The organism is Chlamydia poikilotherma (assembly GCF_900239975.1).
GTDB classification, from domain to species: domain Bacteria; phylum Chlamydiota; class Chlamydiia; order Chlamydiales; family Chlamydiaceae; genus Chlamydia; species Chlamydia poikilotherma.
Genome location: NZ_LS992154.1, coordinates 335,143 through 348,878, shown reverse-complemented (window position 1 = coordinate 348,878; position 13,736 = coordinate 335,143). Strand labels below are relative to the sequence as shown.

The window sequence follows — 13,736 nt, the reverse complement described above, 5'->3', positions numbered from 1 at the left end:
GTGCACAGCTTTGAACAGCTTTTAAAAGAGGTGATAATATGTGCTTTCCTGGTTTCCCGAGTATTCCTGGTTTTTCATGCAGTTTTCAGAGAACAACTCAAGATCAAACTGATGGAGCTCAATCAAGTACGAATCCGCAATCTATACCGTTAGTTACACAACAACCACATTCCACCCAATCAAAAACAGAATTAAAAATTTCTTTCGGAAAAGAAGACGGTGTTGAATCTGCTGCCGCACAAATCGAAACGATAGTAAACACAACGCAACATATCATTCATAACCCTCAAGTACAAAAAGGCTGTATGGTCTGTTATGATCACTGCAATGACCCATGCGTTAAGCGTTGTGGATGTTTTGGAAGTTGGTTTTGCGCCTGCTTTAAAGCCTGCTGTATTTTAGAAACGCCTGTGGATACTAATATTCCCGATATCATGAGAAATATGGATCATAAATACGGTCCTTTAAGCCTAGCTATGGCTATACAACAATTGAGTTGGGACGCTCATGAGCTGGTAAAACAGGGACAAGATTTATCTACAGACGATGAGAAAAAGCTAGATCAAGAGTGTAAAAAAGCTAAAAAACAGCTTACAGGAAGCTTTAATAATCTTTCTCAAAAATACTTCCATAATCAATGTATGAATATTCTTGATGATCCGCAGAACGTAGACAATGTCTTACCCACTTTACTTAAAATTATGGGAAATCAAGCGTGGAAAAATCCTGAGCATAAACCCCACCCTCCAAAATGCTGGGTTTTAGAGGCTGCAGCAAAAACTGATTCAACATTACCTTCCACGCCAGATCCAATGCAGTTAGACCTGCGTAGACCTTCATTTTTTCTCCAATCACAATCAAATGAAGACTATACTCAGGCTACAGCTACAAGATATAATAAGAAAAAAATGACAAAATATCTTTCCAAGCTTGAAGTAGCATCACTAGAAACAGGAGCAATAGGGTGTCTAGGTGCTAAAGATGCTCATCTAGTTACTGTAATATTCGAAATCTTTCTCTGCTTAGTTGCTGGAGAGAATTCTCCACTGGTGACATGTGGCGGATCTGTCTCCTTCGATATAAACAGCTTTATCAAACTCATGATGTTAATTTTGCTTTGCTGTGGTTATGTTCCTGTGGATCAAGATGGGACTACCGAAGTAAAACATGATGATCCAGAGAATCCGTTTGTAAAAATATATAAAAGATCTTTACGAAGTTATACCCAAAAGCAACAACAGACACAGACCTCAACTACCGCCCCTGCACCAACCAAAAGTTCACTTGAAGCTGTTGGTGGTGCTAGACCGAAACAAAAAACAATCACGTCTCAACAAACCTCAGAGAAAACTCATGTTTATGCTAAAACCACAATATCGACTACTTCAACAACTACAACAGGCAAGACTAGTCCATTACGACACAAAGTCCTCACACGTCAACATAGCGTGAATACTCCTATGGGAGATTATGAACCTGACCATGAGGGTGATTGGCTAAAGAAAATGATCGATGGCGAGGATGATGATGAGATCTTCCAGCAAAGACAACTTCTCGCCAGCTCTGGTGGTCTGCAGGAGATATTTACTGCTATGAAAAAATTTAACAGCGGGATGTAGATCCTTTTCATCAAACTTGTTTAAGTGGTTTCTTGGAATAAGAGACTACTTAAATTCAAAAAAAAATTATAGACTTAAAATAATTTCTTGAATACCATGTGCCCGCCTAAATGCTTTTTAGCACAGAAAATGAGGATAATCCACGCTTTGGTTTCTTAAAATTTCTTCAAACTTAGCAATGTATACTCCCTAATTTCATAAGAATGAATAACCCTTATGAACCCTCTTCAAAACGACTTTAAAAGTGCATAAAGCCATTTAGCATGGGATTAAGAATCATCAACAGTATGAGGATTCTTAGTAAAAACATTGTTATTTATGGAGTAAATTATGTGCTGCCCTGGGATTAGCATGAGCTGCCGCTCAAATCAAGATGCCTATACAGAAGAAACAGTTTCTTTAAATGGGATTACAACACAACCTGGATCCTCTTCAGAATTTAATTTGAAAGTGGGTGATCCATCATTATTAGATACGATTCGAGCTGCTGGAGATCTTGTTTCCGATGCTTTAAATTCTGCGAGAGTTCAACGTACAAGCCAGTTCTGTCAAGATTCTTGCAGACCCTGGTGTGCAGATAATTGTTGGAGTCCTTTCCTATGCTTTTTTGATTGCCTTTGCACTTGTATGATCACCCCAGATGATCAAGTTGGATCTGAAGAGAAATACGACGATTTATCTGGATTTATCCAAAATCAAAGAGATGAGTTTGGTCCCATTTGCGTTGGTATCGCAATGAAAAATGGTCCTTGGGATATTTCTAAACTATTAGCAGAAGGTCTTACTTTATCCGAAGAACAGAAAAGTCAATTCTCTGAGAAATGTCGAGAAGCAAAAGATCAGTTAGGAAGATGCTTAAAAGGTGGTTCTCAACAAGAACTCTTTAAGGTAGCTAATAACGCACATCAACTCCCTTCAAAAGGATCTACAGAAGTAGAAAATGTGAAAAAATCTTTAGAAGAGTCTGCTGAAGGTGCTTCTATTCCTTCGATCCCTACATGTTTGATTCTTTATCCTTCTGAAGCTAATGAAGGTGCTTCTAATGATCAAAGATCAGGTTACAATCTTAATATCCAAAGATTGCAGCATCAGCTTAGCCAATTAGAAGTTTTAGATTTAAATTCTGAAGATATTGGTTTCTTAGGATTTCAATCTCGAGCAGTTGTGAATGTTTTACAGCTCACTTTGAATAAATATGTGGATGAGGCAAAAAATACTTTTGATTCCCCAGGATTTGGCTTAAATATTGAAGAGTCAAAATACCGTACTTTGCTTCTTCTTTCTTTACTATCTTTAGGATTTATTCCTTTAGGTGCCGAGCAAGAACAGCCTGTATGCTTAGAGCAATTGCAAAATACAAGTAAAGAACTACGCACAAAAGATAGAAGCACTCCTAAATCTCCTAGACTCGACACACGCTCCCTAGGAACCGAAGTACGAGTCAATGCTGGAACAACTCTTCCTCTACCTAAGTATGGACAAAGAGTTATTCTTAACGGACGCTTACCTGCAAGTGCTGCTGGAGCATCGTGCGTTGATGGAGTAACACCAGGAGCCAAAAATGGTGCTGAGCTTTGGGATCCTACAAATCCTAAATCTCAAGAAGCCCTCTTGAAAACGGCTAAAAGCATCACAGCTATGACTTCAAGTCTATTTCTAAGATAAGTATCAACACACGATTTAGAGGCGGCTTCCCCCGCCTCTTCGATCCAACAAGCCTTTCAACTTATACAGATATTCCAAAATCTTGACTATGTGAAAATCTATGAATTTTCATACGACTCCGATCTTTTTATCTATCTTTAAAACCCTACTGCTCATCTCACAGATTTTCAACACTTTATTAAAAAAATTCTTAGCACAAAAAATTCACATTCTGAAATTATATTTTATTTTGTAATCACAAAACACAGACCGCAAACATCTTAATAACCTATCTTTCACTATAATTTCGGAGAAAACTATGTGCTGTCCCGCTAGCTGTGGTTGTAAATTCAATCTAGAAGAAACTTCTGGTACTTGCCAGGAACACATACCATTACAAAGTCCTATAACTACACAGCCCGGGAGAAAAATAGGTGTAGAGATGAAGCTTGGCAATCCTGAGCTACTAGAAAAAATAAAAATGGCAGGACAAATGTTAGCTTCAGTAGTAAACGCCGCTGGCACACAACGTGGTGCTGGATATTGTAAGGAACATTGTGGGCCTTGGTGTGATAGCCACTGTCCGAATTGGCTATCACATTGTTTCCAATGTTTATGCACTTGTATTATAAATCCCAGTGATTCTCAAAGTGCAAATCAAGATCTTTCACTATTCCTAACAGATATGAAAAACACGCATGGCCCTATTGTCCTAGGAATGGGAATGCAGCAAGGCGGACTAGATTTCCTTTCTCTTATGTCTGAAGGAAAAACTTTAAATGAGGATCAAAAAAATAATTTCAATAGGCAATGTTCAGAGATAAAAAATAGCCTGAAAAAGCTTTTAAAGGACAGTCTTCAACAAGAGTTATTCAACACAGTTAATAATCCTGAGAAACTCCCCAAAATAAGTGACAATGACACAATCATGGCAAAATCTGCTTATGATGATGTTACGTCTGGAGTATACCATACACCTCCAAGTATTTGGATTATCTATGATAATAATGGAAACTCTCGTGATGATTCTAGGGGAGCTGCGGGAGGCACTTCAAAACTAAACTACACCAAGAGATTAGACTGGGACAAACTCCGTCACCAATTAAATCATCTTTGCGTTTTACAATTAGATAATGATGACAATTTTCCTCTAGGAGGGAAAGAAGGGAAAAAAGCCGTAAAGATATTGCAAAATACCTTTTATTATCTAACTCGACGTGCATCATGCTTTAAAACAGGAGAAGAGGGCTTCGGCCTTACCATTACCTCTGAGAAACTATTGAATTTGATTCTTCTTTCTCTTCTATCATTAGGTTTTGCCCCTACGAATAAAGAAGGAAGTGCTCCTACAGCTACACTTCCTAATTTAATAACACTTTCAGAGTTCTTACAAGAAGGAAGAAATCCTAATGAGCATCCTGAATCAGAGGACCCCGATAACCATGAGGGTGATACAGAGGTGGATGGTCACCTTCAATCAAGCAGCTCTTCATCTATGAAAGAAAATGAAGAGTGGTTCTCCAATGAGCATCAGAACACTTTACTCTGCCTTTCTGAACAAGTAAATAGCTTAGCTGGAATTCTTGGATAAAGAGTTCAAGGCAGATTAAAATAGATAAATAAAAGAGGCAAAACTTTGCCTCTTTTGTATTTAACAGTGAGATTTCTTAATATTTTTTAGAAAATAGATAGTAGGGATCCCAACCACCAAATTATAATACCACTGGTTACGATAAGTCCTGCCCACCAAAGATTTGACCAACTACGAATAGCTTTTTCTGGAGAGTTTCTTCCTCCCATAGATTCTAAATCTAAAAGCATCTCCATATTATGTTCTGAAAACTCTTTGAAGATTTTCATAACATAAGGATGGTCTTGAAGAATACGCTCACTATCTAATCCTAAATAAGCTGCGTATTTCTTTATAAATCCTTGAGCATAAATTGGAGAAATGAGCTTGCCTAAACAGCCATTTTCTATAGCTTCTAAGCATGAATAACGTATAGATGTCGCTGCTTCCACATCTTTTAAGGATAAGGATTGTTCTTCACGTTTCGTGCGAAATATCTCTCCTAGATGTAGAAGCTCTTTATGAATTTGTTCCGCCATAGAGATTCCTTTGCAGGCACCTTAAATGAAAACCTCTAGATCTCGTTAGAGATTTTCTAATCTCATTTTCTATAAAATGAGAAACTCTCCCCTGTTTTAAGATCCTGCCCGCTTGCAGGAATATACAGGATTAACGTTTAATTTGTACTTCGAAATCCGCATATACACTATATATCCTTATGCTATGTATAGTATAGCGATAAATATGCCTAGTAAAACATAAGGATCAAGACTTTCATCCTTGTATGCCAAGATAATTCGACGCTTTTTTTTATGTCCACACCGTTTGTTACCCAACTATCTCCTTCTTTGCATGGCTTATTAAAAGATCGTCTTGAAGAAAAAGGCTTTGCTTTAACACAACCACAGCATACGATTTTTCAAGCACGCTCTCCATCAGTAAGTTGCACTCTCTATACTTCTGGGAAACTTGTCGTACAGGGGAAAGGTTCTCAAGAATTTATTGAATTTTTTCTAGAGCCTGAAATCTTACTGACATTTACCCATAACCGTATAGAAGAAGATCTCCGTCCTCGCCTAGGTGTAGATGAATCAGGAAAAGGAGATTTTTTCGGTCCTCTATGCATTGCAGGAGTTTATGCTCGTGATGAAGACACTCTGAAAAATCTCTATAAAACAAAAATTCAAGATTCAAAAATGCTCAACGATACTCAAATTCTCTCGTTAGCAAAAACTATTCGCACGTGCTGTAGCTACGATGTCATGATTCTTTATCCTGAAAAATATAATCAGCTTTATGGAAAGTTTCATAATCTCAATATCCTTTTAGCCTGGGCACATGCTACAGTTATTGATAACCTAGCTCCACGTCCCTCAGGAGATGTATTTGCTATTTCTGATCAATTTGCCTCTTCAGAAAGCGTTTTACTCAATGCTTTGAAAAAGAAAAATACCGATATAGCAGTAATTCAGAAAGTCCGTGCAGAACAAGACATTATTGTTGCCGCGGCATCTATACTAGCCCGAGAAGCTTTTGTCACTACCATGACAAAGTTAGAACAACGCTTTTCTATTAAACTTCCGAAAGGCGCCTCAGCACATGTAAAAACTGCTGGGAAATCTATCCTCAAGACGCATGGAAAAGATGTTTTATCTCTTGTTTGCAAGACACATTTTAAAACATTTGATGAAATTTGTGACTTTACAATCCCTTAAAAACATGGTGTGGAAAGAACAGCGATTGCTATTGAAATAAAAAATGCACTCATCATTAACTCCTGTGAAAATAAGTAGTAATCTATCCTATAAAAGTATAGTCTAGCTTTTATTAAGATAGATCAAAATAGCTAAGACTCATTTCCAAAAATCAGGGTGGCGTCTCTTCTTCTTAACAAGATATTGTGAGAGATGTTTCCTGCAGGAGCTGTAAATAGAGATATGTTGAAGTTGTTATTTCATGTGATGACTCTTGCTGGTCATCTACTCTCCACTCCCATCTACATTGTTCATGATGCCTGCGGCGTTGATAAAGAAGCCCGTGATGACTGTCCCAGGCCACGTCCTTTTTCTCTACAGACACAGTACCTGCAAGTAGAAAGTGCTGATTTTAAAAAACTACCCAACCAATCCCTTGGCTATCGCCAATTTGACGCAACTTTCCTTTGTACTCTTCCCCTAACTCCACAATCTGGAGTACTATTTTCTACAGGTTATGTAGGAGCGAATATTCTTTGGGATAATACTCAACCCACACCTGGGGACCCAAACTCTCTAGGCTACTATACTTTCCAAGATAAATCGTATTATAGCTACATTTTATTATCTGCAGGTGCCTACACACTATCCTTAAGAAATTGGCAATGGTCTGTAGTTCTCTCTAGTCTTATCGATCCGGAAAATATGGAAGCAGGCTATGGACTCTATCAGGGAGTACTTTCTGGAAAATATCAAGCTACGCAACAACTTTCTGTGATTTTTGGTGTAATCAATGAAACAGGCTTACACCAAGAAAAGGCCTGGCCTTTACTTGGTGCCACCTACAAACCTAACGATAAACTCACAATCAACTGTATCTATCCAGTGAACTTCTCTGTGGAGTATAACTGTACCTCTGTTTGTGATTTTGGAGCTGCCTATCGTCTAACGCGACTACGAAAGAAACTCCATTCCAATGATCTTGCCTCTTCTGAAGGTATTTTCGAATACCAGGGCCGTGAAATTGAAGGTAACGTAAGACTCTGCCCTTGGCCAGGAAGCTTCATCAAACTCTTTTATGGATGGTCTATCGGTAGCGACATCTCTCTAGCAGATAGTCACAATAATAACGTGTCAAACTATCCTTTTAAATCCTCAGCTTTCTTTGGTGGATCTGCTCTACTTTCTTTTTAAATAAGAATTAAAAAATATTATATAGTTGTGTTGTAGATAATTAGTTTTAATTGGAATTTCGATTGTACTAAATTTTACAACTATCTAAAATTTTTGCATTCTAATGTATAAGTTCATTTTCAGGTTAAAATGAATTGTCGTGAAGTTTGTAAAAAAAGCTCACAAGTTTATTTCGATTGTACATTTCCTGAGAGGGTTGTTGCGCGTCGCTGTAAAAATAAAGCACAGCAATATCCAAAAACAGCAATGGCTATTGAGATAGCGGTATCTGTTATTCTCGGCACAATCAAAATTATCACTTTCCCAATAGCAACATTTTCAGCTTTAGGAGTGATTCCCTTTACTTGTGCAGTAAAATCGATTTCTACGAGAAGCTGCGAACACGCCCTTCCTTATTTGGCAGCATGGTTCATCAGCCTTTTGATCTCTGCTCTTATTATTGGTGCTGTTTTTGGCTTGGTTATGATTGCTCCTGAGGTTGTCTTCTTGATGATCGGTATCTGCGGAGCTGTAGGTGCCAGCGCTACGCTTTTAAATATCCATAGGGAATTATTTTCTTTAAGATCTTTACAAACTCAAGAGATTAAAAAAGACATGGCTTCAGAAGAAACCCTGTCCGTTTCTTCATCCCCGGATCTCTCCCCCTCTAGCCGGAAAGGTTCTTCGGAAATTACAAGCCACAACGTGGAAACCACTTTAGAAAACGGAAATTCCTAATTTTTCACAGCCTCTAATCTTACTCCTTCTTGGAAAATCCTCACCTAATGTTTCAATAAACACTAGGGTCTTTACCAAAAATTAACGTAGTTAAAGAAACAAAACTATCACAACTAAACAACAACAACTTTTATAATATAATTAAGTAGTTATGAAATAACGATTTTAAAACGGTTATCTTCATATCTAAAATAACACAAAAAGCAGAGCTACGTACATGAGTAATCCTATAGATCCTTTAGGGCAATCAAACCGACCAGTTCCTAAAAGTCAGGTTCCCGCGCCACATACGGGTATCGGAAGTCGTATTCGTACTTCTTCGACAGGATTTTTCGGAAGACTTCTCTCTATCCCGGATCGCAATCCTAAGATGCGTTATGTCTTTGATATAGGGATTATCGCGATCGCTGTTATTTCCATTATCGGTATTCTTGTTGCCTCTCAGGGACAAGGTCTTTTGCTATTTGGGTTAATCCCCGGATTTATTTTTGGTGCTCTAGGATTGACTATGCTCATTTCTGATATTGCCAATACACCAAGATCTCAGAAAATCGCCGACACTATTACCGCTGTTCTTTTGCCATTCATTCTACTGGGGATAGCTTCAGCATTAATTGCTTCAGCATACTTTACAGCTGGAGGAAGTACCCTTATTCTTGCTAACCCGCAATTCCTTATGGGCTTCATGACCATAGGATTAGCTTTAGTTTCATTGAGTAAAGTCACATTCCAGCATTTTAAAACTGAAGCTTTGATAAAAGCTCAGCAAAAGGTTATTGAAGTTTCCGACCAATCAATAACCCCGACTACACCATCCGAAAAAGACGTGAAGCGTGTTTCTCAAGAGAGAAAAAGAGACTATGCTGCAGATGCTAGACGTGAGCGCGAAGATCAGGAAACCCGCACGCATACGCGTCATCGACATATCTCTAGAGACTCTCAGGGAGTGCTTCAACATAGATCGAGAAACCAAATAGAAGTTGAACAAGCTAATCCCAATTATCTATCTTCAGGTGATGAATTTTCTCCTCAAGCACAAAATGACTTTTCTTTTTTACACGATATCTTTAACCCATTCTCATCCTCATACCAACCTCCTGAATCTCTTGAAGATTCCTCATCCGCTATACAAAATGTTCCTTTAGGTCATCCTATTTCTAACGACACTACTTCACTAGGCCCTGTTGTCACCTCAACACCTCATAGAGTATCTCGCGTAGGAGCTACAGGATCGTCGCAATCTAGAAATAGAAATGAAGATGAAGAAAGACAAGAAGGAGATCAAAATCAAAGTGATGATGAATCTTCAGATCTAGAAAATTCCGATTCACAACAACGTAAACAAATTAGAAAAAAGAAAAAGAAGAAAAGCTAGGTTTCTAAGATTTTTCTAATTAAGGACAAAAATAAAAAGGCTCTCTTGATGTTTTTCAACCTCAAAAGAGCCATTTTTCCCTTAGATACTCAACAGCTTACAAAAAACCTTTAGATTTTTCAACTATTATTTATCCAATTCAATAAGCAAAAGCTCATTCACCCTATTTGGAGGAGCTTTTCCTTGAGTACGTTTCATAATCTGGCCAACTAAAAACCCTAAAGCCTTAGTTTTACCACTCTTATAATCAATAACGGATTGTGAGTTCGCACCTAACACTTCAGCTATAATCGCAACTAAAGCACTTTCATCTGTCATTGGCAACATCTCAGGATGCTCTTTAAGAATGGCTTCAGGAGTCTTTTCTGGGGATTCCATCATCATATCGGCAAGATCTTTAGCAATCTTTCCGGTAATCACTCCTTTATCAATAAAATTGACAAGCTGAGCTACGCTGCTAGGAAGAATACCTGAAAAGGCAAGGTTCTTACCTTGTGTTTTACAACGGCCAGCAAATTCTACAGTCACCCAGTTAGAAAGGGCCCGGTAATTCCTACATTCTGTAGCGGCTAACTCAAAGAAGTTTGCAATATGCTTATCACCAATTAAGATGGCAGCGATATCCTCAGCAATCGCATAATCATGCAAATATCTTTGATATTTGTCATAAGGAAGCTCAGGCAGTGTAGTGCCGATTTCATTGATATACGCTTCTGTTAACTGCAACACAGGAAGATCGGGTTCTATAAAATATTTATAATCCTCAGCTCGCTCTTTAAGACGCATTAATACCGTTTTTTTCTTTTCAGGATCCCAACGATATGTCGCTCCAGGAATAACAGTTTTCGGATCTTTATTAGGATTTTCTAAATAGGCATCTATCTGTCGGCAGCGTTCTGCTTCTAAAGCTTGTGCCATGAAAGCAAACGAGTTCATATTTTTAATTTCTACCTTATTGCGTAGCTCTTCACTACCTCGAGGGCGTACAGAAACGTTCACATCAAAACGCACAGATCCCTCTTCCATATTACAATCAGAAATCCCAATGTAATCTAATAAAGATACAAGAGCTGTAGCATAAGCAACAGCATCGTCTGCACAAAACATACAAGGTTTAGAAACAATCTCTATTAAAGGCACACCGGCTCGGTTGTAGTCCACTCCGGCAAATTCTCCGAAATGTTTTAACATCCCTGCATCATCTTCAATATGCGCTTGCGCAAGTTCAAAATAACGCTCCGCACCTTGGACAATAGCTTTTACATGTCCTCCACGTACTATCGGATGCTCAAATTGCGTAATTTGAAAATTCCTAGGACTATCAGGATAAAAGTAAGACTTCCTATCAAAACGGCTTAACAAAGCTACTTCACCTTGAACTGCACAACCAAATAAAATAGCCTTTCTTACAGCTTCCTTATTCAATACAGGCAAAGACCCAGGCATTCCTGTACATACAGGAGAGATATTCGTATTAGGCTCATCACCAAAACGATTTCGTGCACAGCTAAATAACTTTGATTTGGTATTTAACTCTACATGGACTTCAAGACCTATGACGGATTCCCAATCAGCATAAACATCGCTCATTACTTCACCTCTCCATCAAAAAGTTTGTTACATCCTTTAGGGTATAAATTCTTAATTCCTGCATGCTCTTGGAAACTATAGCCTACCTGACATACCTGCTGGTCTTTGCCTTTCTGACCAATTACCTGAAATCCCAAAGGTAAGCCTTCTTTAGAAAATCCTGAAGGAACAGCTATAGCGGGTAAATAGGCTAAATTCATAGCAACAGTATAGATATCTTGTAGATATAGAGAGATGGGATCCAGAATATCTCCATCAGCAAATGCAGGGCAAGAACATACTGGCATAGCAATTACATCACACTTTTCATAAGCTGCTTGGAAAGCTTGAATAATTTTCGCACGAATTGCTGTACCTTTTTTATAGTATACGCTTTGACGCTCTGCTGATAACACATAGTTTCCTAAAAGGATCCTACGCATAACTTCCTTCCCAAAACCTTGAACACGAGAAATGGTGTAGACATCTTCCATACTGTGAGCTTCTGGAGAGCGGTAACCATAACGAATACCATCAAATCTTGCGAGATTTGTAGTAGCTTCTGCAGAAGCTACTATATAATATACAGAAACAGCATGATGTAAAATATCCAGGTCTATATCAACAATCCGACTGCCTTGACGTTCTAAAATATTTAATGATTCAAAGAAGTTCTCTTTAACATCATCTCTCAAGCCTTCTAAAAATCCCATAGGCACGCCAATTAAACTAGGCACTTCTAAGGATAATGCATCTTGGAAAGATCCTGAGAAGAACTTTTGAGAAGTAGCATCTCTTTCATCTTTACCCGAGAAAACGTCCATAGCTAAAGCCACGTCTTCAACAACAGTTGTTAAAGGGCCTATCTGATCTAACGAAGAACCAAAAGCAACTAAACCGTAACGAGACACAGCACCGTATGAAGGTTTAAATCCAACGACACCACAAAATGCTGCGGGCTGGCGTATAGAACCTCCTGTATCGGAACCTAAGGCTATAGGACAAAACCTTGCAGAAACAGCAGCTGCAGATCCTCCGGAAGACCCTCCAGGAACACAGGATAAATCCCAAGGATTTTTTGTTGGATGAAAAGCAGAATACTGAGTTGTAGAGCCCATGGCAAACTCATCCATATTCAGTTTACCTAGAATAATCCCGTCTTCAGCTTCTATGCGTTCAATTACAGTAGCATCAAAAGGTGCTATATAATTTTCCAACATCTTAGAAGCACAGGTCGTACGCAATCCCATAATATGGATATTATCTTTTATCCCTATAGGCACACCTGCAAGTTTCCCTAAAGGTTCTCCCTTCGCACGTTTCGCATCTACACTAGCAGCTTTTTCATAGGCTCTTTCCTGGCAAAGAGAAAGAAAAGCACCTATGCGACTATCTTCCGTTTTTATTCTATTATAAAAATACTCTGCTATCGCTGTAGCTGAAGATTCCCCGCTCACCACAGCATTTCTTAACTCTAAGGCACTCTTTTGATACATATTCCTAAAACCGCGATCTCTACTTAATTACTGTGGGCACTTTCACTAATCCCCCTAAAGATTCGGGGACATTAATAAGAAACTCCTCACGAGAGAAACTTGAGGCGACGACATCTTCTCGTAAATCTTCAGGGCTGATGACATGAGATAAACCAACTTCAGTAACTACATCTGTTACATCCATGGAAATAGATGCCTTCATAATGCCGATCACTTCGTTTAACGAAGTCTCATATTCTTGAATAAGCTCTTCACTTAATTCTAAAGCCGAGCTCTTCGCTAAAAGTAAAATTTCTTCTCTAGTTACATAGGGTTGTGTCATTTCCTAATCCCGATAATTTATTCTAATGAAGCTCATGTCCATTTTGAGTTGTTAATGAAAAAACTTCTTGTTCAACTTAACTCCTTGTATGCAAAAAGTCAATGTCTCCCCAAACGCCTGAAAACAAAAAAAAACTTTATTAAATTATAAAAAAGATTAAAAGATGGAATTAAGTATACATCACTTAGGAGAAAAGCAATGCTAGGCAAACTCGTTCGGGGACTATCCTCTCTTATTGTTGTTCTTTGTGCATTGAACGTAGGAATTATAGGATTAACTCATCATAAAGTAAACCTTATTGCTCGACTATGCGGAGGCGCAAGCGCAACAGCAACACAAATCACTTATATTGTTATTGGAATAGCCGGGATTATTTCTTTAATAAGCTATTGCGGTTGTTGTTCTAAGAAGCATCAAGGTGGAGACTGTTGTACAAAAGGTCATACATCTCATCATTGCGATCCTAAAAATTAGACCTTCTCTTCTCAAAACCTGAGATTTCTTCCTAAAATAATTCTCCTAGTTTTAGAGACATC

12 protein-coding genes are annotated in these 13,736 nt (G+C 38.3%); 8 read left to right on the top strand and 4 right to left on the bottom strand.

The features are described from left to right. Nucleotides 1-38: 38 nt before the first annotated feature. From C10C_RS01555 to C10C_RS01545, 3 genes are all read left to right on the top strand, one after another. Nucleotides 39-1,619, top strand: coding sequence for a hypothetical protein (locus tag C10C_RS01555; protein WP_117274079.1), 1,581 nt, complete (start codon nt 39-41; stop codon nt 1,617-1,619). A 330-nt stretch (nt 1,620-1,949) separates the two neighbouring features. Further along, complete coding sequence (locus C10C_RS01550) at nt 1,950-3,284, top strand: hypothetical protein (protein WP_117274077.1); 1,335 nt, start codon at nt 1,950-1,952, stop codon at nt 3,282-3,284. Between the two features lie 298 nt (nt 3,285-3,582). Next, entirely contained in the window at nt 3,583-4,854 is a 1,272-nt protein-coding gene (locus C10C_RS01545) for a hypothetical protein (RefSeq protein WP_117274075.1), read from the top strand. 86 nt (nt 4,855-4,940) lie between these two features. Here the strand turns inward: C10C_RS01545 and C10C_RS01540 are convergent, their stop codons facing one another. Further along, complete coding sequence (locus C10C_RS01540; RefSeq protein WP_117274072.1) at nt 4,941-5,372, bottom strand: helix-turn-helix domain-containing protein; 432 nt, start codon at nt 5,370-5,372, stop codon at nt 4,941-4,943. 273 nt (nt 5,373-5,645) lie between these two features. Between C10C_RS01540 and rnhC the strand changes: the two genes are divergently transcribed. The 4 genes from rnhC (at nt 5,646) to C10C_RS01520 (ending at nt 9,813) form a co-directional block, all read left to right on the top strand. Next, nucleotides 5,646-6,548, top strand: coding sequence for a ribonuclease HIII (gene rnhC, locus C10C_RS01535; protein WP_117274070.1), 903 nt, complete (start codon nt 5,646-5,648; stop codon nt 6,546-6,548). 222 nt (nt 6,549-6,770) lie between these two features. Further along, nucleotides 6,771-7,721, top strand: a complete 951-nt coding sequence (locus C10C_RS01530; protein ID WP_117274756.1) for a hypothetical protein — start codon at nt 6,771-6,773, stop codon at nt 7,719-7,721. A gap of 129 nt (nt 7,722-7,850) precedes the next feature. Further along, nucleotides 7,851-8,438 (top strand): DUF5422 family protein, encoded by a 588-nt coding sequence (locus C10C_RS01525; RefSeq protein ID WP_117274068.1) that lies wholly within the window; start codon nt 7,851-7,853, stop codon nt 8,436-8,438. 217 nt (nt 8,439-8,655) lie between these two features. After that, nucleotides 8,656-9,813, top strand: coding sequence for an IncV family inclusion membrane protein (locus tag C10C_RS01520; protein WP_117274065.1), 1,158 nt, complete (start codon nt 8,656-8,658; stop codon nt 9,811-9,813). Between the two features lie 126 nt (nt 9,814-9,939). Here the strand turns inward: C10C_RS01520 and gatB are convergent, their stop codons facing one another. From gatB to gatC, 3 genes are read right to left on the bottom strand one after another with little or no spacing between them, the layout of a single operon-like run. Beyond that, entirely contained in the window at nt 9,940-11,403 is a 1,464-nt protein-coding gene (gene gatB, locus C10C_RS01515) for an Asp-tRNA(Asn)/Glu-tRNA(Gln) amidotransferase subunit GatB (RefSeq protein WP_117274062.1), read from the bottom strand. Then, on the bottom strand, nt 11,403-12,878 hold the full coding sequence (gatA, locus tag C10C_RS01510; RefSeq protein WP_117274061.1) for an Asp-tRNA(Asn)/Glu-tRNA(Gln) amidotransferase subunit GatA: 1,476 nt from the start codon (nt 12,876-12,878) through the stop codon (nt 11,403-11,405). The genes gatB and gatA overlap by 1 nt, the downstream gene beginning before the upstream one ends. Nucleotides 12,879-12,897: 19 nt before the next feature. Next, nucleotides 12,898-13,200 carry an Asp-tRNA(Asn)/Glu-tRNA(Gln) amidotransferase subunit GatC gene (gene gatC / locus C10C_RS01505; protein ID WP_117274059.1) on the bottom strand — a complete coding sequence of 101 codons (303 nt, stop codon included), beginning with the start codon at nt 13,198-13,200 and terminating at the stop codon, nt 12,898-12,900. Between the two features lie 198 nt (nt 13,201-13,398). Here gatC and C10C_RS01500 point away from each other — a divergent pair, with 198 nt between their 5' ends. Then, nucleotides 13,399-13,674 (top strand): DUF378 domain-containing protein, encoded by a 276-nt coding sequence (locus tag C10C_RS01500; protein WP_117274057.1) that lies wholly within the window; start codon nt 13,399-13,401, stop codon nt 13,672-13,674. The last annotated feature ends 62 nt before the right edge of the window (nt 13,675-13,736 follow it).

Coding starts and splice junctions, on each gene's coding strand:
- C10C_RS01555 (WP_117274079.1), top strand. CDS start 39: ATGTGCTTTCCTGGTTTCCCGAGTATTCCTGGTTTTTCATGCAGTTTT.
- C10C_RS01550 (WP_117274077.1), top strand. CDS start 1,950: ATGTGCTGCCCTGGGATTAGCATGAGCTGCCGCTCAAATCAAGATGCC.
- C10C_RS01545 (WP_117274075.1), top strand. CDS start 3,583: ATGTGCTGTCCCGCTAGCTGTGGTTGTAAATTCAATCTAGAAGAAACT.
- C10C_RS01540 (WP_117274072.1), bottom strand. CDS start 5,372: ATGGCGGAACAAATTCATAAAGAGCTTCTACATCTAGGAGAGATATTT.
- rnhC (WP_117274070.1), top strand. CDS start 5,646: ATGTCCACACCGTTTGTTACCCAACTATCTCCTTCTTTGCATGGCTTA.
- C10C_RS01530 (WP_117274756.1), top strand. CDS start 6,771: ATGTTGAAGTTGTTATTTCATGTGATGACTCTTGCTGGTCATCTACTC.
- C10C_RS01525 (WP_117274068.1), top strand. CDS start 7,851: ATGAATTGTCGTGAAGTTTGTAAAAAAAGCTCACAAGTTTATTTCGAT.
- C10C_RS01520 (WP_117274065.1), top strand. CDS start 8,656: ATGAGTAATCCTATAGATCCTTTAGGGCAATCAAACCGACCAGTTCCT.
- gatB (WP_117274062.1), bottom strand. CDS start 11,403: ATGAGCGATGTTTATGCTGATTGGGAATCCGTCATAGGTCTTGAAGTC.
- gatA (WP_117274061.1), bottom strand. CDS start 12,878: ATGTATCAAAAGAGTGCCTTAGAGTTAAGAAATGCTGTGGTGAGCGGG.
- gatC (WP_117274059.1), bottom strand. CDS start 13,200: ATGACACAACCCTATGTAACTAGAGAAGAAATTTTACTTTTAGCGAAG.
- C10C_RS01500 (WP_117274057.1), top strand. CDS start 13,399: ATGCTAGGCAAACTCGTTCGGGGACTATCCTCTCTTATTGTTGTTCTT.